The sequence below is a fragment of the Mucilaginibacter sp. OK283 genome, assembly GCF_900110415.1.
In the GTDB taxonomy this organism is placed as follows: Bacteria; Bacteroidota; Bacteroidia; order Sphingobacteriales; family Sphingobacteriaceae; genus Mucilaginibacter.
Genome location: NZ_FODR01000003.1, coordinates 230658 through 251893 on the forward strand (window position 1 = coordinate 230658; position 21236 = coordinate 251893).

Here is a 21236-nt window from a genome sequence, read left to right on the forward strand (position 1 = left end):
AAAGAGACATGGAAAAAATATGGTTTATAACAGGCAGTTCCCGCGGATTGGGGCGCAGCCTTACAGCAGCAGTATTAGCCAAAGGCGATAAGGTAGCCGCCACAGCACGCAACCCCGAACAGTTACAGGATTTTATAGATAAATACCCAAACCAGCTGCTCCCTATTCAATTGGATGTAACAAGCCAGCAACAAATAAATGCCGCTATTGAAAGTACTATACAGCATTTTGGCCGCATAGATGTATTGGTAAACAATGCCGGCTTCGGTATTACCGGTGCTGCCGAAGCTTATACCGATGAGCAGGTGCACAGCCAGCTGGATACCAACCTGTGGGCGCCTATAGCAATTACCCGCGCGGCGTTGCCTCATATGCGTAAACAACGGTCGGGGCATATTTTGCAAATAAGCTCCATTGGCGGCAGGGTAGGCAGCGGTGGTGTAAGCATTTACCAGGCAGCAAAGTTTGGCTTGAGCGGCTTTAGCGAAGGCCTTGCACAGGAAGTGGCCCCATTGGGTATCAAAGTAATTGTGATTGAACCGGGTGGTTTCCGCACAGATTGGGCCGGCGACTCGATGACCTACGCAAAATCAATTGAAGGGTATGAGGCTACAGTTGAAAAAAGGGCTGCCTTTTTCAAGAGTGGCAATTTTAAACCGGTTGGCGACCCTGATAAGGCAGCAAAAGTAATGCTTGAAATTGTTGATCATCCGCAGCCGCCATTGCATTTAATATTGGGCAGCGAAGGCCTGGCTATTGTAAAAGCATCCGACACCGCAAAAATGGCCGAGCTTGACAAATGGGCCCCATTAAGTATTTCAACCGATCATGATGAATCGGAGAACTTCTTTGAATCAGAACAAGGCAAAGCATACCTCACGCTCAAAAAATAAGGATCACGAATAATAGCTGCGCAGGTTTATTTTACAGGCGCAGCTATTATTGTAAATTTGAATGATATGCTTAAACAGGATAAGGAACCCATTTTACAGCAAATAAAGCACTCCTGCTACATTGCCAGAAGCAGGGAGGGCGAACAGTTTGTGCCCGAGCATGTTTTTAGCTACCAGATAGCCGGCTCTATCCAGATAACCGACGGAGAGCATACTTATCATGTTAAAGAGGGGGATTTTAGGTTAAGCAAGCGCAATCATCTTATCAAATTTATAAAGTCGCCGCCACCCAATGGCGAGTACAGGGCTTTATCCATCTATCTCGACCAGCAAACCTTGCGTAATTTTAGTATGGAATACGGCCTGAAATCGGAAAAGCATGATACCGACGGCCCTTTTATTACTTTAAAGCCTAACGCCTTGTATAAAAGCTTTATGGAATCACTGCTGCCTTACCAGCAAAGCGGACATACCATTAGCAACGAGTTACAACGGTTAAAACTGCGCGAAGCTATATTGATATTATTGCAAGGCAATCCCGAACTTAAAGATGTACTGTTTGATTTCAGCGAGCCAGGCAAAATAGACCTGGAAGGCTTTATGAACAAAAATTACCAGTTTAATGTAGAGCTAAAACGCTTTGCCTACCTAACAGGACGTAGTTTGGCCACGTTTAAACGCGATTTTGAAAAAACCTTTCATACAAGCCCCGGCAAATGGTTACAGCAACGCAGGCTGCAACAAGCCCACTACCTGATTAAGCAGAAAAAGCAAGCCCCATCTGAGGTTTACCTCGAACTGGGTTTTGAAGACCTTTCGCACTTCTCGTTCGCGTTTAAAAAAGCATTTGGAGTAGCGCCTTCTAAAGTTTAAAATATGCGTTCGGCAGCCAAAGTAACCGGTGGGTAATCAATTTGTATTGAGTTGTTTAAATAAATAAAAAAACTAATTTTTAACGTAACCATTACGTTTAGGTTCACGTACAAAAAGATGTAAAAGGTTAGTTATTTATTGGTTTGAATTTTTGTTTAGAAACTCCCGGCTGCCAACCGGGAGTTTTTTTTGTGATAGTAAATCACATTAAACGTTCATACCGCCTGATATCTCAATGCGTTGCGCATTTATCCAACGCGCATCCTCTGTGCACAAAAACGCTACTACACCGCCAATATCATCGGGCACGCCAACACGGCCAAGGGCGGTTACACCGGCAATCATTTTGTTTACCTGCTCATTATCGCGCACCACGCCGCCGCCAAAATCAGTTTCAATGGCGCCAGGGGCCACGGTATTTACCGCTATGCCGCGGGCACCCAATTCTTTGGCCTGGTAACGGGTTAATACCTCAATGGCGCCCTTCATGGCTGCGTAAGCAGCGTATCCAGGGTTACTGAAACGCGCCAGCCCGCTTGATAGGTTGATAATGCGGCCGCCATCATTAATCAGGGGCAGCGCTTTTTGGGTTAAAAAGAAAACCCCTTTTAAGTGTACGTTAACCAGCAAATCAAAGTCTTCTTCATTGGTATCGGCAAAGGGGGCATGTATACCAATTCCGGCATTGTTAATCAAAAAATCAAAATTGGCGGTGTTAAACTTATCCGTTAAAACCGTTTTTAATTGGTCGAAAAAGCTATCGAAGCTTTTAATATTTCCGGCATCTAATTGCAGGGCAGCGGCTTTAACGCCCAGGTTTTCGACCTCGGCTACTACGGCCTGTGCTTCATCTTGTTTGCTGTGATACGTGAGTATTACGTTGATGCCTTTTTTGGCCAGGGCAAAAGCCATGTTTTTACCCAAACCACGGCTGCCGCCGGTAACAAGGGCTATTTTATTTGTTGGTTCCATTTGTGTGTTTTAATTTAACAGTACAAAGGTAACGCGCCAAGTTACGCCCGGTTTGCGCAATTCAATCCGAAGTTTACCAATATCAAATTTTATTAGTTTATTGGTTCGCTGGTTCATTAGTTCATTGGTGGTTGGCGGCTAATTAGCTTGTTTGATAAGAGTGGTAATGTGTTTTATTTGGGCTATTTATCTCCAGCTATTCCCGTAACCAACTATGCCACCAATCAACAAATGAACTAATGAACTAATAAACTAATTAATTACCTTTGCCCATCCGAATAATATGAAGTTTATTTATCAAACCTGGTGGAAGGTAGTAACCGTAATTGTGATTGTTTACACACTTATTGCGGGCTTATTACTTGGCGTGCCAACCATGCCCATCCTGCACGAAACTATCCGTAATACTTATTTCCACGTACCTATGTGGATGGCCATGTTTACCGTGTTTACCATATCGGTTTACTACAGTATCAAGTACCTGCAAACAGGTAAAGAGGAGTACGACCTGATAGCCGTAGAAAGCGCTAACACGGGCCTTTTCTTTTTTGTTATAGGGCTTATAACCGGCATGCTATGGGCCAGGTACACCTGGGGCGCTTTCTGGAGTAACGATCCTAAGCAAAACAGCGCGGCCATTGCGTTCCTGTTGTACTGTGCCTATTCGGTATTGCGCAACTCTATTGATGAGGAACAAAAGCGGGCCAAAATTTCGGCCATTTATAACATCTTCGCGTTCCCTATCATGATTGTGCTCATTATGGTATTGCCCCGGATGACAGATTCATTGCACCCCGGCAACGGCGGTAACCCCGCATTCGGTAAGCTGGATATGGATAACCGCATGCGTATGGTATTGTACCCGGCATTTATTGCCTGGAGCGCTATGGGCGTGTGGATAGCATCGGTACGGTACCGCATCCGTTTAATTGAATATAAAAAGAACCAAATAAATTAATGAAAAAGTTAACATTAATGTTAATGTTGTTGCTGAGCTTTGCTACTGCTTTTGCACAACAAAATGGTCCGGTTGAAATGGCCGACGTATTGCGCAGTTCGGGGAAAATATACGTTGTAGTGTGTACTATCGTGATCGTTTTTTTAGGCCTGGCCATTTATCTGTTTTCTATCGACCGCAGGCTTAGAAAAATAGAAAAAAATCAATAATAAAAAAGATAGCCCTATTTCGTTTAAACACTGATTTTGCTATGCATGCATAGTGTGTACCTGAAACACTAACTATAATATATTTGCAATATTGATAAAAATTGTACCAAATTTGCACACTTTTTTAAGAGTTTAATATTTATACAATAATTATGGATACCAATATTTTAGTTGCCGACCAGGAGACCCACTTTTTTGGCGACGTATGTAAAAACTTTGATTACGCAGCACAGTTTACTAAACACGACGCTGGTTTGCTCGATCAGATTAAGTCGTGTAACAGCGTTTACCGTTTCCGTTTCCCCATCCGCAGGGGCAATGGTTTCGAAGTAATTGACGCCTGGCGCGTTGAGCACTCGCACCACCAATCGCCAACCAAAGGCGGTATCCGCTACAGCGAAATGGTGAACGAGGATGAGGTAATGGCCCTTGCTGCCCTCATGACCTATAAGTGCGCTATCGTAAACGTCCCCTTCGGTGGTGCAAAAGGCGGTATCAAAATAAACCCTAAAAACTACACTGTAAGCGAACTGGAAAATATTACCCGCCGCTATACTGTAGAACTCATCAAGAAAAACTTTATAGGCCCCAGCATTGACGTACCCGCACCGGATTACGGCAGCGGCGAACGCGAAATGAGCTGGATAGCCGATACGTATGCCACCATGAACCCCGGTCAACTGGATGCTATGGGCGCTGTTACCGGCAAACCCATTGCTTTGCATGGTATTGCAGGCAGGAGGGAAGCAACAGGTCGCGGTGTGGCTATCGCCGTTCGCGAGTGTGTTAGCTTTGGCGATGATATGCAAAAAATTGGTCTGTTGCCCGGCTTATCGGGCAAAAGGATAATTGTGCAGGGTTTAGGTAACGTAGGTTACTACTCTGCAAAATTCCTGGCCGAGTTTGGTGCCATCATAGTTGGCCTTTGCGAATTTGAAGGCGCCATCTATAACGAAAACGGTCTCGACGTTGAAGCCGTTTTCCAGCACCGTAAAGCAAGCGGATCTATTTTAGGTTACGCAGGCGCGGCACAGGAATTTAAAAACACCATGGAAGGCCTGGAACAGCCATGCGATATCCTGGTACCGGCGGCTTTAGAAAACCAGATAACCGAAAGCAACATCCGCAACATACAGGCAAAAATCATTGCTGAAGGCGCAAACGGCCCAACATCGCCCGAGGCCGAAGCTATATTTTATGCCAACGGCGGTATCATTATCCCGGATATGTATGCCAATGCGGGCGGTGTAACGGTATCGTACTTTGAGTGGTTAAAAAACCTGAGCCACGTAGCCTTTGGCCGCATGAACCGCAGGTTCGAGGAAAACTCAAACCTTAACCTGGTAAATATGGTAGAGGGTATTACCGGTACATCATTAACCCCGATGCAAAGGTCGACCATTATTAAAGGCGCATCTGAATTAGAGTTGGTAAACTCCGGTTTGGAAGATACCATGATCCGTTCGTACTACGAGATCAGGGAGATTTACAAAAACAACCCGGCAATTGATACCTTGCGCAGCGCTGCCATGGTAGGTGCAATTAATAAAATAGCGGTGAGTTACCAAAACTTAGGTATCTGGCCGTAAATATTTGGTCGTTGGTAATCAATGTTCTAAACTACCGTCATTGCGAGGAACGAAGCAATCCCAAACTACGTGGGACTTAGCATGTAGAGGATTGCTTCGTACCTCAATGATGGATGTTCGATATTGGTAATCATGTGCTTAAAAACACGTCATTACCTGTTTTTCTTAACTTAAACTTAATGACACTGTGCTAATGCCCTGTACAGTATGAATGTATTGCCCGGGCACAACAGGTATTGCCGTTCGCACACGTACTATGCTGTATCATATTCGTACGTTTTTATGGCGTTACTTTTTAATAAGTGATTGATTTTTAGGTGTTTAAAATGATGGCACAATGATGGTGAAATCAATAGGTAAAAACCATCGATATGCTTAAAAATTACTTGCTGGTTGCTTTTCGTAACCTCACTAAAAACAAAGCTTTTTCGTTTATCAATATTGTGGGGCTGGCCATTGGGATGGCTGCCTGCCTTTTAATTTTGCAGTATGTTACGTTTGAACTGAGTTTTGATAATTTTCAGGCGAAGAAAGACCGTATTTACCGCATTAACCAGGACCGCTTCAATAATGGCAAATTAAGTACCCGCTGGGCCGGCGGAGCTTTTGCACCGGGAACTGAGTTTAAAAACGATTTGCCCGAGATTGAAGATATGGTAAAATTATCGCCGGCCGGCGATATCCTGCTCAGTTATAAGGATCAGAAAATGACGGTTGCCAATAACTACTTTGTTGGCAATTCGTTTTTCAACATATTCTCGTATAAATTACTACGGGGCGATCCTAAAACCGCCCTGGCCGAGCCTAATACGGTAGTTATATCAAGCAGCGTGGCCAAAAAGCTGTTTCACAACCAGGATCCTGTTGGCCAGAATATTATCATTTATAACGATAAGGGCATGAAGGTTACAGGGGTAATGGAGGATATGCCCGAAAATACACACATGAGGCTCGATTTTTTACAGTCATGGGCTACGCTGTCAAAAATTTACGCGCCGGGTATTGATAACCAGTGGATGAATGATGGCTGTACTACCTATTTGCTGCTTAGGCCGGGTGTTAACCCTAAGGTCTTAGAGGCTAAATTTATTCCCATTGTAAAAAAGGCGTATGATAAATATAAAGGCTCGGGCGAAAGCGGTATTTATACCCTGCAGCCGGTAGGCAGCATTCACCTGTACTCCAACCTGATGTTTGAACTGCAGCCCAATGGCGATGGTAACTCTGTTTACCTGTTGTTGGGCATAGCCATATTTGTAATTATTATAGCCTGGATAAACTATATTAACCTGGCTACCGCCAAGGGGATAGGCCGGGCCAAAGAAGTTGGTGTACGTAAAACGTTAGGATCGGCAAAAAAGCAACTTATTGTACAGTTTATGCTGGAGGCCGGGTTGCTTAACCTACTGGCGCTGCTGCTGGCGGTTATATTGATAATTGTTTTTTTGCCTGTTTTTTCCAATATATCGGGCCTGCATGTCAGCTTTAGTTTGTTTTTAAACCCGGTATTCTGGATAACGGTAGGGAGTATATTGCTGGTGGGCGCGTTCTTTTCGGGCTTTTACCCGGCGATGGTGCTGTCATCTTTTAAGCCTGTTGAGGTGATGAAGGGTAAATTGTCGGCATCGCCGCGGGGTATAATTTTGCGCAAGGGGATGGTGGTTTTTCAGTTTGCAGCATCAATTTTCCTGCTGATTGGTTCGCTAACGGTATTCAGGCAAATTCAATATATGCAAAACCAAAGCCTGGGTATCAATATTGATCAAACCATTGTGGTTAAGCCGCCAATAGCCAAAATAGATTCGTTTTACCGCAATATGAAGGCGTTTAAAAACAACATCCTTACTAACCCGGCTATTAAAGGGATGACAGTATCGACCACGGTGCCGGGCGAGCCGGTGTCATGGAACGCGGGCGGCATTAAGCCCCACGGTGCCGATCAGTCGCAAGGCAAGCAATACCGTGTTATTGGGGGCGACCAGGAATACCTCACTTTTTACGATATGAAGCTTCTTGCGGGCCGCAGGTTTTCGCCCCAGTTTACTACCGATACGGCTTCGGTAGTGTTTAACGAAAAGGCCATTCACCAAATGGGTTTTGATAAGCCCGAACAGGCCATAGGTAAGCAAATTGATTTTTGGGGCAAAACCTATACTATTGTTGGTGTTGTTGAAAATTTTCATCAGCAATCACTACGGGATGATTACGACGCTTTGATTTTTAGGTGTATACCAGATTTGCGCAACCAGGTATCAATTAAAATAAGCACAGCCAACATACAGCAAACATTAGCTGGGTTGAAAACAGACTGGAAAACATATTTCCCCAATGATCAGTTTGATTATTTTTTCCTGGACGAGCATTTTAACAAGCAATACCAGGCCGATAAGCGTTTTGGCCAGGTGTTTGGCATATTTACATTCATAGCCATTTTTGTTGCCTGCCTTGGGTTATTTGGCCTGGTATCATACACCATTGTACAGCGTACCAAAGAGATAGGCATCAGGAAGGTACTTGGTGCCACCGTTAGTAATATTTTACAGTTGCTTTATAAAGATTTTGCCGTGTTGGTAGTTGTTGCTTTTGTTGTATCGGCACCGCTGGCCTGGTATGCCATTAACAAATGGCTGCAAACCTACTCGTTCCGGCTCAGTATCAGTTGGCTGTTGTTTGTTATACCGTTTATAGTGGTGTTTATCATTGCTTTTGTTACAGTATCATTATTAACGGTAAAAGCCGCATTGATGAACCCGGTTAAGAGTTTGAAAACGGAGTAGTTTCTGTAAGGTTGCGAATTAAGCAAGGCGGCTATGGATGGTTTGCGGTGGCTATATTACAGAGTCCGCTTGTCCGAACATGGCGGGATGGATGCCGGGCGGACACTTTGCAGCGTAGCAATAGGGATGGAAATGGATACCGGCCTATGTGGCTAAGGCCTGTGCAGTATGAATGTACAGCCCGGGCCGCAGGCATTGCCATGGTTAGTATCAAGTAGTAAGAATCAAGTAGCAAGATGTGTTTGAACATGCAGAGAGAACGCCGACAAACACACCTCTGCCACTGCTCAATCTATCGCGCCCCCCTCTCGAGAGGGGAATAAAGAAATCTTGCTACTTGATACTTACTACTTACTACTTACTACTTGATACTATTTTTAAACCACAAAGCCCCGGCTATTGCCAGGGCTGTTGTTAGTATAAATTAATGTTGGGAAAGGGAAATTAGAATTTACCTAATTCCTGAACAAGGTCGATCAGTTTGTTTGAGTAACCCCACTCGTTATCGTACCATGATACAACTTTAACAAAGTTATCATTAAGGCCGATACCTGCTTTTGCATCAAAAATTGATGTACGTGCATCGCCTTTGAAATCTTCAGATACCACTTCATCTTCAGTATAACCTAAAATTCCTTTTAATTCGCCTTCAGATGCTGCTTTCATAGCTGCTTTGATGGCTTCGTATGAAGCACCTTTTTTCAAACGTACGGTTAAGTCAACAACAGATACGTCGGCAACTGGTACACGTAATGACATACCGGTTAATTTACCTTTTAACTGAGGTAACACCAAACCAACTGCTTTAGCAGCGCCGGTTGATGAAGGGATGATGTTTTGGTAAGCACCACGGCCACCTCTCCAGTCTTTAGCACTTGGGCCATCAACAGTTTTTTGAGTAGCTGTAACGGCGTGTACGGTGGTCATTAAGCCTTCTTCGATACCAAAGTTATCATCCAATACTTTAGCAATAGGTGCTAAACAGTTGGTAGTACATGAAGCGTTTGATACAATGTTTTGATCGGCTTTCAATTCTTTATGGTTAACACCCATTACAAATGTAGGGGTATCATCTTTTGCCGGTGCGCTCATTACTACTTTTTTAGCACCTGCATCGATATGTTTTTGAGCAGTTTCCTGTGTTAAGAACAAGCCTGTTGATTCGATGATCACTTCAGCACCTATTTCGCCCCATTTAAGGTTAGCAGGGTCTTTTTCGGCAGTAACACGGATGGTTTTACCGTTTACAACCAAATGACCGCCTTCAACAGCAATAGTGCCTTTGAATGGTCCGTGAGTTGAATCGTATTTTAACATGTAAGCCATGTAATCTGGCTCAACCAGGTCATTAATACCAACAACTTCAATGTCGGATCTTTCAATTGCGGCCCTGAATGCCAGGCGGCCAATACGGCCGAAACCGTTAATTCCTATTTTCATGATTTTTTAATTTTTATTTGAATAGTAGGTTAATAAATTATTTATGGGTTCTTTTATAATGTTGGTTATCTGCAAATTGGCTTCGGCAGCGCTTTCATATAAAAGTTCCTGAAAATTGGCAGCAACCGTGCCCACAAAGTAGATAGGGGTATCGGGATGTTGCTTATGTAAAGGTACTAAATATGTGGAAATTAGACTGCTAAATCCTTTTTTTATGACGTTTTGGAGATGATTGTCGGTGCGGTTTTCCAGGTAAAAATCGGCAAACGAACTGAGGAATAAAGCCGGTTGTTTTTGGCGGTAAACCTTCTCTAAAAGCGTTTTGCGGTCGGCGTCGTATTTATGGATAAACTTTTTGCGGATGTTTGGTGGCAGGGTTTGGTTCATAAACCCTTTAATAAGCTGCCTGCCCAACCAGTTGCTGCTGCCCTCGTCGGCCAGTATATAACCCAGGCCGTAGTTGTTGGGGGCCACTTTTTTACCATCGTAATAAGCGGCGTTTGAGCCGCTGCCGCAAATGCTTACAATACCGGGCGAGTTTTTACAGCAGGCAATAGCTGCCGCGGTAATGTCGTGCTCAACAGTTACCTTGCCAAATTTAAAAAATGCCGAGAGCGCGTTATATACCACCGCCTTACGTTCAACTGACGATGCCCCGGCACCAAAAAAGTAAATACGTTTTATCTCTTCGGCGTGGTGAATGAGGTTGATGTTTTTATTGAGAAGTTGCAGAATGTGCTTTTCGTCGTTAAAGTAGGGATTGATGCCGTTGGTTTTAAAGGAAGCAATAGTTCTTCCTTTATCGGCCAGGCGCCAATGTGCAAAATACGAACCGCTATAAACTACTGCAATCATTAATTATTATATCGATAATATATCAACCATTTGTAAAAGGTCTGCTTCCAGCTTAAACTCATGGTGGTTAAGCGCTTCCTCCAAACTGGTTAGCACAATGTTATTGGCCTGCAAACCTACCATTTTTTGTGATTCTCCTGCTATCAAAGCGTTAACTGCTGCAAAGCCCAAACGACTGCCCAAAATTCTGTCGAAACTGGATGGGCTGCCCCCTCTTTGCAAGTGGCCTAATATAGTTACTTTAATGTCGTAGTTTTTAACTTCTTTTTGTACGGCTTTTGCCACGTCGTACACGCCGCCATTCTTGTCGCCTTCGGCCACAATTACGATGCTTGACGATTTTTTGTTCATGTGGCCCGTTTTAAGGTTTTGGATCAAATCCTCAATAGCGGTTTGTTTTTCGGGCAGTAAGATGGCCTCTGCACCACATGAAATGCCCGCCCGCAGGGCAATAGCGCCCGAGTCGCGACCCATTACTTCGATGAAGAAAAGGCGGTCATGCGCATCGGCTGTATCACGAATTTTGTCGATCGCTTCAATAACTGTATTAGTAGCTGTATCAAACCCCAGGGTATACGTTGAACCGCAAAGGTCGTTATCAATGGTGCCCGGAACGCCCATTACAGCAATATCCGGGTATTTTTTTGAAAAACGCAGGGCGCCGGTAAATGTACCATCGCCACCAATTACTACCAGGGCATCAATGCCATGCTCTTTTAGATGCTTGTAGGCGGTGGCCATGCCTTCCTCTTCTTTAAAAGGCAGGCAGCGGGCAGTTTTTAAAATGGTGCCTCCTAAATTCAATATATTACTTACCGAACGCTTGTTCATATCGTACATGTCGTTCTCGATAAGCCCTTTATAGCCCTGGCGTATGCCTACAACCTCGAGGCCATTATATAATGCTGTGCGAACAACCGCGCGGATACATGGGTTCATGCCCGGTGCGTCGCCGCCTGAGGTTAAAACAGCAATTTTTGAAATTTTCTGCATCTTTACACTACTAAATTTGTGCTACGAAGATACAGTGTGTAAATTACACCATTAAATTTATTTGTTTTTTTTTAGATTAGGAATTAAGGTCATATATTTAAACTGTAAATTAAATCCCGATAAGTATTTTGGAACTAATGCTGCCTAAATTTGATTCCGTATTCTCGATAGACTGCGTAATTTTTGGTTTTGAAGCCGGCGAACTTAAGATTTTATTAATTGAGCGTAACGAAGAACCATATAAAGATTGGTTTGCATTACCCGGCTACATTGTTGAGCAGGACGAAAGCATAGACGATGCCGCCGAGCGGATCCTGTATGAGCTTACCGGTTTGCGCGATTTGCATATGCAACAATTTCACACCTTTGGCGAGGTTAACAGACACCCGCAAGGCCGTGTAATTACGGTTGCCTATTACGCGCTTATTCGTATCAACGGGCAAAAGGAGCTGCGCCCGGTAACCCAGTTTGCCAAAAAAGCCATCTGGCACCCGGTAAACGATTTACCTAAGCTGGCATTTGACCACAGCGAAATTTTTAATACCGGCTTTAATAAAATCCGCCGCAGGCTGCATTACCAGCCTATAGCGTTTGAGTTGTTACCTGAAAAATTTACGCTTACCCAGTTACAATCATTATACGAGGCTGTGCTTAACAAAAAGCTGGATAAACGTAACTTCCGCAAAAAAATGCTCAGCTACGGCTTTTTAAAAGAGCTGGACGAGAAGCAAAAAGGGGTAAGCTACCGTGCAGCCAAACTGTACAAGTTTGATAAACGCAAGTACGGGAAGATATTTCAGGGTGAAATGAGTTTGGGATAGGGAGGAGTTGGAAAGACCGGAAGTAAGGCAGCACTTGTTTAGTGTTGTTATCAGTCATAAAGTAATATATAGAAAAGGCCAGGAGAAATTCCCGGCCTTTTCTATATATGCTTTTCAACTTTCGGACTTTCCGGACTTCCGGACTTTCCGACAAAAAACTACAAGCTGCTCGGCGATAACTCTAAATGGTATTTAACCAGGTTATCTATAGGCGAGCGGATGATGTTACCAACAACCATTCCGTTTTCGGTAACTACTTCTTCCAGTACGTTACGGAAGTTGTACCCTACCGAGCCTATGCAGTTAAAGGTATATTTTTGATAGTCGGGGTAGTGGGTAACCAGGTTACGGAAAAAATCTTCGAACGAGGTACGTACTAAATTACGTGAGTATTCAATGTGCACATTGTTATCATAAACAAACTTGCTGAAGCTTGCGCAAAAGCGGTTGGCGCGTGGCTGGGTATAAACCTGCTCGTTAATATCATCGGGCGTAAGTTTAAAGGTTTCCCAAAACAGGTTGCGCACAGGCTCGGGCATGTAACCGCGCAAATAATCAACTAATAATTTTTTGCCGATGTAGCAGCCGCTGCCTTCATCGCCCAGGATATAAGCGCCCGAATCGATATTATGTACAACATTTTTACCATCGTAAATACAAGAATTGGTACCTGTACCTAAAATAGCCGCAAAACCTTCGGTATTGCCTAACAGGGCGCGTGCCGCAGCAAGCAAATCATGGCCTATGTATACCTTAGCTTTAGTAAAAACAGCTTCCATCGCAACTTTTACAAGGTTGCGCATATCATCTGTTGAGCAGCCGGCCCCGTAATAATTAACCTCGGTTATTTCGTTTTTATCAAGGTCGGTAGGCAAGCTTTCGTTTAACGATTGGATGATGTACTCTGTACTTGAAAAATAGGGGTTATATCCCTCAGTGTTGAAATACACTTTTTTACCTTCTTCGGTAACCAGACACCAGTTTGTTTTAGTTGAGCCACCGTCAGCAATTATGATCATAAATAAAGTTTTATTAGAAAAATTGGGTTAAAAGTATGATTAACTTATTGTAAAAAAAACACTTTGTAACCTAAATCATAAAAATTGCCATTTTTATGCTAATTACACTTTCTTTTTACACAAAATCTAACGTTACTGGCTTAAAGTATCATTATCAACAACACATTTTCATTACCTTGGGGCATTATAATAAATGTAAAATCAACATGTAATTGAGGATTAGGCCATTGCGGTCAATTTTTTTGCAATTGTACGTAATGTTAAATTATTTAGCAACATCTATCAATAATACTTGTATATAATTACACTAAGCCGGTAACGTTTACATGAACGACAATGAATTATTTGCCGGAATATGTACCGATTTAATTGCCGCAAAATGCTGTTTTAACCAACCCGCCATAAACTCCGATCCGGGTTCTTCGCTGGCGATATGGCCTAATACAATCAGCGATAAGTTATCCCCCTTTGCCTGCGCGTCGCGCACATATTCGGCAGTTTCCCATTCCTGTATTTCGCCAACAATTAATACATCGGGTTTTACTTTGCCGGCTTCGGTTATGTGCCTTTTGCCGCCCGCGGCGCCGGGTAAAAACAATACCTTTTGGCAGTTTTGCGCCGGGTTGCCAATGTAGCGCACTTTGTTAATGGATAGTTTGTTTTTCAGGTAATCAATTAAAGCACCTAAGCTGGTAGGAGGGAGCACCAGCACGTTGCCCAGGTCGGGCCGGTAATAGGCCGCCCAGCTTAATTGGGTTAGTACGCCCATGCCTACGCCGTCGGGCTTAAGGCTATGAATATAGTCGTGGTTACGCCATACGGCAATGTTGTTATCTTTAAGTAGTTTGGCTTTATATTGGTATACATCATCATTGGCCAGCCAGTCGGTTTCGTCGGTATGGTTATAAAAAGTGGGCTCATGGGCTATAATAAAGTTGGCATTTAAGGCTATAGCCCGTTTTATCACATCAACAGTGGCAAACATGGTAGTAACAATGCCCGTAACTTTAATATCCAGATTGCCCGATTTAAGCGTATCTACCGTTTTAGGGAAAGGTGCCCCGGCTATCTGGCTGATGAATTTATCGATGATCTGGCCGACTGTTACATCCTCTTTAACCTCAAAAAAAATGGCAGCCCGGCTCACAAATGGAGCGCTCAGCAATGCCGAGGCGGCGGCCACTTTGCCAACATTAAAAATAAATTTACGGCGGGTATAATCCTTATTTAAGGAAAAAAGTTTTTTTGTTGTATTCATGATAGTTGAATGGTGATTGATCAAATATATAGAATAGGCGCGCAAATAAGTAAGGTGCCTGGTTTACATTCCAAGATTCATGTTATCTTCGTGAAAGAACATCTATGAACAGAAATACAATCGACATACTGCCTGGCTGGTTGCTAGCTTATGAAGAAGTATCTAATGGCGTTTTTAGATTTTTGGCTTCAGATAGATCCGGAAGACAGGTTGGAACGACAGATACCGAGTTTGAACGCGGGCTTAATACCTGCAAGGAATATGCACTTGATATTGAAAACAACTTAAGGCATAGTTAAACATATGCCCTTCACCTTCGCCCACCCCGCCATCATTTTACCTCTAAAACATCTGCCTAAACGATGTTACTCAATAACCGGTTTAATAATTGGCAGCATGACACCCGATTTTGAATATTTTATCAGGATGCGGGTAAAAGCTATTTACGGACATTCGGTGGTCGGGTTATTTTATTTTGATTTGCCCCTCGGCTTATTGCTAACATTCATTTACTTGTTTGTGGTAAAAGATAAATTGATTGATCATCTGCCTATTCAACTGAATAGCCGGTTTTTGGCATATAAAAAGAAGCTGTTAAAAATATCCTTTGCTACCGTGTTTATAATAGGGTTATCGGTTATAGCCGGCGCTGCTTCCCATATTTTATGGGATAGTTTTACCCATTCTTCCGGCTATTTTGTAAGGCTTTTTCCATTCTTTTCTGTAGTGGTTGTTCAATTGGGCCGACAACCTATTTACTGTTATTCATTGTTACAACATGGCAGTACACTTGCAGGGTTCGCGTTTATTGGGTACACAATATGGCGATTGCCAAAAAGTGCTGTTACCGGTACATACAATGTGTTTAAATACTGGCTCATTATATTTCTGACCTCGGTATTTACAATAATTGCAAGGCTGTCATTCAAAAGCCACGATTCGTATTTGTTTGGTAATTTATTGGTAACAGCTATAGCAGGAGGCTTAATTGGATTAGTTATAGCGTCGGCTTTTGATTCGGGCCTACAAAAAAAACTGTAATATTTCTGTTAATTTTAGCATTGTGCCCAAATTTAAGCCTCCGGATTTGCAACATATACTTAAGAATTCTATATTTGCTACCTCATAAGGTAAGTGTTTCACACTTATTAATTGTGATAAGGTTTAGGTTTAAAGCCCCAAGCAGCGAGTGCAAGGGGCTTTTATTTTGCCTTGTTTTTTCTGCCGGTAATTATTTTCCCTTTAATTTTTCGGACTAATGCGCAATAATTTCATTTCAACTACAATTTTAAAAAAAGTATAACCTTTACAATTCGTTTGCGTAATAATTATAAAATACTAATTAAGATGGACTTTGTAATTACCTTTGGAGCAATATTGCTCTCGCTTTGTTTGTTGCTGATGATAGGTGTGCTATTTGCCGGAGTTTTAAAATACATTAAAAAACAATATCATCCCAACCCGAAATTCTCTGATTATGTAAACGTGGATTCCGCCGAATACGCTTATAAAAGAATCGAAAAAAGGACAGTTCGTTAATCAAATCACAAATTTGTGATTGATAATTCAGCATAATTTTGCATATTTGCACCGCGAAAAACACGATGGCATGATACTTTGCCGTAAAGTCGTTGATTTTATCGATGGTCCTATAGCTCAGCTGGATAGAGCAACAGATTTCTAATCTGTAGGTCTTTGGTTCGAATCCAAATGGGATCACAGATAAGCCTCTCTAAACAAACGGAGAGGCTTTTTCATCTGATCAATTCGCCATCACGAAATTAAATCAGTATCCAATACGGGCATTTCTATTGTAAATTTTGTGCCTTTGCCCGGGGTGCTTTGCACACTAATGCGCCCACCGAGGCTTTCAACCTGTGTTTTTACCATAAAAAGCCCCATTCCCTTGCCCTCGGTATGCCTGTCAAATCTTTTGTACAGGCCAAATATTTGATGGCCGTGTTTTTCAAGATCAATCCCCTTGCCATTGTCTTCAAAAGTTAGCGTTACTATATTTTTTGTACGCACACTTCGTATGGTAATAACAGGGTCATGACCTTCCCGCCTGTATTTAATGCCATTGGTTATTAAATTCAAAAATATGTTGTGTAAAAAACTTTTTTGGCTCCATAATTTATCAATTCCGCTAAAATTGTTTTTTATGGTAACCCTATTGGGGGCTATTATACCGCAGATATCTTCCCGGATATCTTCAATAACCGAAGCAAATGATACCCATTCAAATTTGTCGTTAGCCCGCCTGGTAACCTGCAGTATCTGATTCAAATCAATAACAACCTTATCCAGGTTATTTGCCGAGACCGAGAGGGCATGTAGCGGGCCTTTTATATCGTCGATGTCGGGCTCGGCGGCGCTTAATATATTTGACAGCCCCATGATGTTTGCCACCGGCGCCCTTAAATTATGTGAAACAATATAAGCATATTCTTCCAGGTCTTTATTGCGCTGTACAAGGTCTGCTGTTATCTTGCTGCGCTCTTTCTCATACTGCTTCTTAGCGGTAATGTTTTTAAAAGTAAGCACCACGCCCACGTTGTCGCCTTTTTCGCCTACAACGCCTATCCATTTTACATCAAACCATTCCGTCGAGCCATCTTTCATACTATAAAATGCCTCGTAGGTAACTATTTCGTTGTTTTTAATAACACGCCCTATGCTTTCCTCAATAAGAGCCCTGCGCTCTTCAGGTAAAAAGGCCGGACCTTCGCTCCCAACCTTTAACTTTTTACCAAAATGTTTTATGGCAAGGTTTTGCGCGTTGGTGTTGAACGATGCTATTTTAAGCTTAGTATCCAGTAACACAATCGAAAGATCGGTGTTTTCAAATATCGACCGAAGGTTAGCTTCTGACTTTATCAATGATTGTTCGGCAGTTTTTTGATCTGTGATATCAATATGCATTACAATTGCATTTTTACTGCTTTTGTCTTGTAACGGCGCTACCAGGAGCTTAAACCAATGCCTTTTGCCTGTTAAATCTTCGTAGTGTTCCAGTCCAAACTCTTTCGCCTCACCCAATAAAACGTTTTTTATACCCCGGGCTGCTTTATCTATATAAACACTATCAAAACCTATCGCTTTTTCACAAATAGCCAAATAGCTATATCCTACACCATCGTCGGTAATATCGAGCTTATTTTCAAGTATGAATTTTTTCCATGAATCATTTACTGCAATGATCTTACCTTCTTCATTAAGCAAAGCAATTAAAGGTGGCAACGCATTCAATATTGCCGACTGCATTTGCTGGGCTTTCTTTAGCTCTTCCTGCTTTTCCAATACCTGCTGTTCGGCCTTTTTTTGTTCGCTTATATCTTTAATAAAAACAGACAGGCCTGCTTCCGACGGATAAATAGTATCTTCATACCAAAGGCTTAACGGTGCGTAATAATCTTCGCTTCGTACAAATTTTTGTTCATTAAAAGCTTTGTGAAAAGCTTTATACGTTTCAGAACCCACCGATTGGGGAAACACATCCCACACACATTTGCCAATGAGCAATTCGGCCGGGAGGCCAACTGACTCGCAGAATTTTTTATTTACATAAATGTAGCAGAAGTTACTATCCAGCGAAATAAACCCGTCTGTAATGCGGTCCAAAAAAAGGTCAATCTGTTCGGTTCTTTTTCTTAATAAATTTTCTGCATTCTTTCTTTCGCTAACATCCCTGTAATTGCAAACAATGGCATTCACGTCGGCATCGTGGAGCATGTTGGTATAAATGGTTTCTGCCCAAATATAATGTCCTTGTTTATGCATGGCACGTATGGTTGCAAGCACAGACGAGCCGGGTTTTAACAATATTTCCTGCAGTGTTTTTTCAATAACAGGTATGTCGTCCGGATGAATCAAAGCGATGAAATCACGCTCGCGCCTTTCTTCTTCGCGCCAGCCACTTATGCGTTCGGTTGAATGGCTTCTGTAAAATACTTTAAACTTGCTATCCATCAGGGCAATGCCATCATGACTATTCTCAATAAGTTTCTGGAAATTTAGTTGAGGTATTGCTTTTTTTTCGTGCTTATTTTTTGCTGTATTTACATTGGCTATACTTAACTGGTCGCTTTTATCCTTCTGGTTTATAACCCTCGTGAATTTAGCAAACCCCAAAAGCTTTTTATCGTCATCATATATCGGGGTGAAAATAACATTGGCCCAAAACCGCACCCCATCCTTTTTTATCTGCCAGCCTTCGCTTTCATGCTTTCCGTTCCTCAGCGCCTTTTTCAGGTGGTTTTGCGGTTTGTTTTTCAGTACATCTTCGGAGGGGTAGAATATGGAAATATTTTTTTCCAATATTTCTTTTTGGGTATAACCTTTAAGGCGTTTTGCTCCTTCATTCCAGGTGAGGATATAGCCATCAGGATCCGTCATGAATATGGCGCATTCATCTACATTTGATACAAACAGATCGAAAAGTGTATTGCCGATTTGATTCGTCAATTTTAAATTGGTTGTGTCTTTACCGGGCATTTTATTTATTAATTAATCATAACCTGCGTTATGATCTGTTGATCCGGGACAAGTATATGATAAATTGTTACAGCGGGTTACAATCGACTTAAATATAGAAAGATACAAAATTGAAACGTACAAGAAATCAATTTGCTATACGGCGAATACATTATGTGAGTTTCATTTTTTGAAAATACATTTAATTATTACCGTACTCAAAAAATAGCTTATTTAACCTTACCTGTTTGGGGTAGCCTTATATTATAAATTAAGTATCGATGTCAACAAGGTTTTTTCGCGAGACGCCAGGTGATTTGCTCTTTTTTCTAATCCCCTGGCATTTTTGCACGAAATCAGGATTTTAATATTATCCCTGATTTAAAGATATTGCAGGTATTATAACACGTTTTTTATGCAATAAAGCCCCTTTTAATATATATTCCGGCAGTTTTCATAATTCAACAACCTAATCCAAATTCTACCGTAAAAGCCTATAATTGAAACCACCTAAGTTAAATTAATTTTAAAGAATTATGAACAAGCCTAATACCGCTGTATTGGTCATTGACGATGAAGAATTAGTCCGCGATAACATCGAGGATATATTGATGCCGAATTATAATGATGAGGAACAGGAAAATATCGATCAGGCATTTAATATTCTTTTTGATGTTCCAAAGCCGTTATTAGGAACGCGCGCCCGGGGCATTCCGGAGTTTACCGTTGCAAAGGCTTCCAATGGTATGGAAGGGGCCAGGATGGTGAAAAAAGCTGTTGAAAACGGCACCCCATACGCCGTTATATTTTTGGATATGCGGATGCCGGGGTGGAGTGGCCTGGAAACTGCCATGGAAATCCGGAAATATGATGTGAAAGCCGAAATTATTTTTATTACTGCTTTCAGCGACCGGTCTATTGATGAAATTGTTGAACAGGCCGGGCAAAACGTTGGCTACCATTGTAAGCCTTACGCCCCCGAAGAGATTATTCAGCTGGCTACAAAAGCGGTAACCGATTATAATAAATTAAGGAACCTTGAAAAACTGATAGAATCTATCTCTTCTATCGGCTTAAATAAAATGCAGCTGACATCGCTGCTGAAAAATATTCTTGACCAGCTGGCAGGCTCGTTAGATACCGACCTGGCTTTGATAGGTAAACTTGATGACGATTTTGCCTACGAAAAAATAATTTCTATAGGCGCGATAGAGGAAAGAATAAATCTTCAGGAGCTGATTGCACGTGTTAAAAGTATACAGATAGAAAAGGATGAAGTAATACAGGTAGATGAGCTTGTGCTTGCCCGCCTTGATACTTATTCGGTATTCGCGGTGCTTAAAAAACAGGAAAGGCTTAAAACCGAAAAAATGTATATGTTAAAGCTTTTTGTGCAAAACGCCGCCCAGGCTATCAGGAATGCCGAATTAAATGAGAAGCTGATACAAAAAGAAAAATTATCGGCCGTAGGGCAGGTAATTGGTATGGTGATGCATGACCTGCGCACGCCTGTTAAAAATATAAAATTGATGACCGAAATGATGCGCGAGGACGGCCTTGAAAGCGATTTGATCGACCTGATTGATAAATCGGCCGAGCAGGCATCGTTAATTTTTGATGACTTTTTGGATTTTATAAAAAACACCCCTGTTAAAAAGATACCTGTTAACATCAACAAAGTTGCATGGGATGCGGTGAAACAGGTAGAGATAAGGGACGGGGCGGCTGATATTATTATAAATGTTAACGTACCCGACCCTTTATTTGTAAATGGCGATGAGAGTAAATTACGCAGAACGTTAAGCAACCTGGTAAATAATGCGGTTGATGCGCTTCACGATCATAAAACCCCCAACGCCACGCTCAACATCAGTGCCGAAATACAGGACGATTATGTTATTATACGCGTAGCCGATAATGGCCCGGGTATCCCCGATGAAATAATGAGCACCCTATTTGAACCCTTTGTTACCCGGCAAAAGAAAAACGGCACAGGTTTGGGACTTGCCATTGTAAAACAATTCATGACCGCGCACGGCGGTGATATTACCGTAAAAAACGATCAGGGCGCTGTGTTTTCTATAAGCTTGCCATTATAACACCATA

The 21236-nt window shown here is 42.1% G+C and carries 18 protein-coding genes and 1 tRNA gene; 12 read left to right on the forward strand and 7 right to left on the reverse strand.

Annotated features, from left to right (window positions below):
• The first annotated feature begins 8 nt into the window (after positions 1-8).
• Both BMX56_RS09130 and BMX56_RS09135 read left to right on the forward strand, forming a co-directional pair.
• Positions 9-893 (forward strand): oxidoreductase, encoded by an 885-nt coding sequence (locus BMX56_RS09130; protein ID WP_090644898.1) that lies wholly within the window; start codon positions 9-11, stop codon positions 891-893.
• Between the two features lie 66 nt (positions 894-959).
• The gene (locus BMX56_RS09135) at positions 960-1766 is read left to right on the forward strand and encodes an AraC family transcriptional regulator (protein WP_090644901.1); all 807 of its coding nucleotides are present in this window, start codon (positions 960-962) and stop codon (positions 1764-1766) included.
• 207 nt (positions 1767-1973) lie between these two features.
• Here BMX56_RS09135 and BMX56_RS09140 read toward each other — a convergent pair whose 3' ends face one another.
• Positions 1974-2738 carry an SDR family NAD(P)-dependent oxidoreductase gene (locus tag BMX56_RS09140; protein WP_090644903.1) on the reverse strand — a complete coding sequence of 255 codons (765 nt, stop codon included), beginning with the start codon at positions 2736-2738 and terminating at the stop codon, positions 1974-1976.
• A gap of 283 nt (positions 2739-3021) precedes the next feature.
• On the opposite strand from BMX56_RS09140, the gene ccsA reads away from it, so the two are divergent.
• From ccsA to BMX56_RS09160, 4 genes are all read left to right on the forward strand, one after another.
• Entirely contained in the window at positions 3022-3696 is a 675-nt protein-coding gene (gene ccsA, locus BMX56_RS09145) for a cytochrome c biogenesis protein CcsA (RefSeq protein WP_090644907.1), read from the forward strand.
• A complete protein-coding gene (locus BMX56_RS09150; protein ID WP_090644910.1) occupies positions 3696-3905 on the forward strand; it encodes a CcmD family protein in 210 nt (69 codons plus the stop codon). Before ccsA ends, BMX56_RS09150 begins: the two co-directional genes overlap by 1 nt.
• Positions 3906-4057: 152 nt before the next feature.
• A complete protein-coding gene (locus BMX56_RS09155) occupies positions 4058-5494 on the forward strand; it encodes a Glu/Leu/Phe/Val family dehydrogenase (protein WP_090644913.1) in 1437 nt (478 codons plus the stop codon).
• A 371-nt stretch (positions 5495-5865) separates the two neighbouring features.
• Positions 5866-8271, forward strand: a complete 2406-nt coding sequence (locus BMX56_RS09160; RefSeq protein WP_090644916.1) for an ABC transporter permease — start codon at positions 5866-5868, stop codon at positions 8269-8271.
• A gap of 444 nt (positions 8272-8715) precedes the next feature.
• Here the strand turns inward: BMX56_RS09160 and gap are convergent, their stop codons facing one another.
• The 3 genes from gap to pfkA are packed head-to-tail and all read right to left on the reverse strand — an operon-like array spanning position 8716 to position 11559.
• A complete protein-coding gene (gap, locus tag BMX56_RS09165) occupies positions 8716-9711 on the reverse strand; it encodes a type I glyceraldehyde-3-phosphate dehydrogenase (protein WP_090644921.1) in 996 nt (331 codons plus the stop codon).
• Between the two features lie 6 nt (positions 9712-9717).
• The gene (locus tag BMX56_RS09170) at positions 9718-10566 is read right to left on the reverse strand and encodes a hypothetical protein (RefSeq protein WP_090644924.1); all 849 of its coding nucleotides are present in this window, start codon (positions 10564-10566) and stop codon (positions 9718-9720) included.
• 6 nt (positions 10567-10572) lie between these two features.
• Complete coding sequence (gene pfkA, locus BMX56_RS09175) at positions 10573-11559, reverse strand: 6-phosphofructokinase (RefSeq protein WP_090644927.1); 987 nt, start codon at positions 11557-11559, stop codon at positions 10573-10575.
• A gap of 128 nt (positions 11560-11687) precedes the next feature.
• Here pfkA and BMX56_RS09180 point away from each other — a divergent pair, with 128 nt between their 5' ends.
• On the forward strand, positions 11688-12380 hold the full coding sequence (locus BMX56_RS09180; protein WP_369829634.1) for an NUDIX hydrolase: 693 nt from the start codon (positions 11688-11690) through the stop codon (positions 12378-12380).
• A gap of 158 nt (positions 12381-12538) precedes the next feature.
• On the opposite strand, the gene BMX56_RS09185 is transcribed toward BMX56_RS09180, so the two are convergent.
• Both BMX56_RS09185 and BMX56_RS09190 read right to left on the reverse strand, forming a co-directional pair.
• Complete coding sequence (locus BMX56_RS09185) at positions 12539-13399, reverse strand: N-acetylglucosamine kinase (RefSeq protein WP_090644932.1); 861 nt, start codon at positions 13397-13399, stop codon at positions 12539-12541.
• A gap of 322 nt (positions 13400-13721) precedes the next feature.
• Positions 13722-14657 (reverse strand): Nif3-like dinuclear metal center hexameric protein, encoded by a 936-nt coding sequence (locus BMX56_RS09190; RefSeq protein WP_090644935.1) that lies wholly within the window; start codon positions 14655-14657, stop codon positions 13722-13724.
• A gap of 104 nt (positions 14658-14761) precedes the next feature.
• On the opposite strand from BMX56_RS09190, the gene BMX56_RS29840 reads away from it, so the two are divergent.
• The 4 genes from BMX56_RS29840 to BMX56_RS09205 all read left to right on the forward strand — a co-directional run bounded on the left by BMX56_RS29840 (position 14762) and on the right by BMX56_RS09205 (position 16376).
• On the forward strand, positions 14762-14956 hold the full coding sequence (locus BMX56_RS29840; RefSeq protein WP_143065409.1) for a hypothetical protein: 195 nt from the start codon (positions 14762-14764) through the stop codon (positions 14954-14956).
• A gap of 4 nt (positions 14957-14960) precedes the next feature.
• A complete protein-coding gene (locus BMX56_RS09195) occupies positions 14961-15698 on the forward strand; it encodes a DUF4184 family protein (RefSeq protein ID WP_090644937.1) in 738 nt (245 codons plus the stop codon).
• A gap of 306 nt (positions 15699-16004) precedes the next feature.
• Positions 16005-16196, forward strand: coding sequence for a hypothetical protein (locus BMX56_RS09200; RefSeq protein ID WP_090644940.1), 192 nt, complete (start codon positions 16005-16007; stop codon positions 16194-16196).
• 106 nt (positions 16197-16302) lie between these two features.
• Positions 16303-16376 (forward strand) — tRNA-Arg (locus BMX56_RS09205).
• Positions 16377-16430: 54 nt separating this feature from the next.
• On the opposite strand, the gene BMX56_RS09210 is transcribed toward BMX56_RS09205, so the two are convergent.
• Positions 16431-19151: a PAS domain S-box protein gene (locus BMX56_RS09210; RefSeq protein WP_090644943.1), complete on the reverse strand. Its 2721-nt coding sequence runs from the start codon at positions 19149-19151 to the stop codon at positions 16431-16433.
• Between the two features lie 515 nt (positions 19152-19666).
• On the opposite strand from BMX56_RS09210, the gene BMX56_RS09215 reads away from it, so the two are divergent.
• Positions 19667-21229: a hybrid sensor histidine kinase/response regulator gene (locus BMX56_RS09215; RefSeq protein ID WP_090644946.1), complete on the forward strand. Its 1563-nt coding sequence runs from the start codon at positions 19667-19669 to the stop codon at positions 21227-21229.
• Positions 21230-21236: the final 7 nt, after the last annotated feature.

Bases quoted from the DNA above. Each gene is read 5' to 3' on its own strand.
- BMX56_RS09130 (WP_090644898.1), top strand. From the start codon at position 9: ATGGAAAAAATATGGTTTATAACAGGCAGTTCCCGCGGATTGGGGCGC.
- BMX56_RS09135 (WP_090644901.1), top strand. From the start codon at position 960: ATGCTTAAACAGGATAAGGAACCCATTTTACAGCAAATAAAGCACTCC.
- BMX56_RS09140 (WP_090644903.1), bottom strand. From the start codon at position 2,738: ATGGAACCAACAAATAAAATAGCCCTTGTTACCGGCGGCAGCCGTGGT.
- ccsA (WP_090644907.1), top strand. From the start codon at position 3,022: ATGAAGTTTATTTATCAAACCTGGTGGAAGGTAGTAACCGTAATTGTG.
- BMX56_RS09150 (WP_090644910.1), top strand. From the start codon at position 3,696: ATGAAAAAGTTAACATTAATGTTAATGTTGTTGCTGAGCTTTGCTACT.
- BMX56_RS09155 (WP_090644913.1), top strand. From the start codon at position 4,058: ATGGATACCAATATTTTAGTTGCCGACCAGGAGACCCACTTTTTTGGC.
- BMX56_RS09160 (WP_090644916.1), top strand. From the start codon at position 5,866: ATGCTTAAAAATTACTTGCTGGTTGCTTTTCGTAACCTCACTAAAAAC.
- gap (WP_090644921.1), bottom strand. From the start codon at position 9,711: ATGAAAATAGGAATTAACGGTTTCGGCCGTATTGGCCGCCTGGCATTC.
- BMX56_RS09170 (WP_090644924.1), bottom strand. From the start codon at position 10,566: ATGATTGCAGTAGTTTATAGCGGTTCGTATTTTGCACATTGGCGCCTG.
- pfkA (WP_090644927.1), bottom strand. From the start codon at position 11,559: ATGCAGAAAATTTCAAAAATTGCTGTTTTAACCTCAGGCGGCGACGCA.
- BMX56_RS09185 (WP_090644932.1), bottom strand. From the start codon at position 13,399: ATGATCATAATTGCTGACGGTGGCTCAACTAAAACAAACTGGTGTCTG.
- BMX56_RS09190 (WP_090644935.1), bottom strand. From the start codon at position 14,657: ATGAATACAACAAAAAAACTTTTTTCCTTAAATAAGGATTATACCCGC.
- BMX56_RS29840 (WP_143065409.1), top strand. From the start codon at position 14,762: ATGAACAGAAATACAATCGACATACTGCCTGGCTGGTTGCTAGCTTAT.
- BMX56_RS09195 (WP_090644937.1), top strand. From the start codon at position 14,961: ATGCCCTTCACCTTCGCCCACCCCGCCATCATTTTACCTCTAAAACAT.
- BMX56_RS09200 (WP_090644940.1), top strand. From the start codon at position 16,005: ATGGACTTTGTAATTACCTTTGGAGCAATATTGCTCTCGCTTTGTTTG.
- BMX56_RS09210 (WP_090644943.1), bottom strand. From the start codon at position 19,151: ATGCCCGGTAAAGACACAACCAATTTAAAATTGACGAATCAAATCGGC.
- BMX56_RS09215 (WP_090644946.1), top strand. From the start codon at position 19,667: ATGAACAAGCCTAATACCGCTGTATTGGTCATTGACGATGAAGAATTA.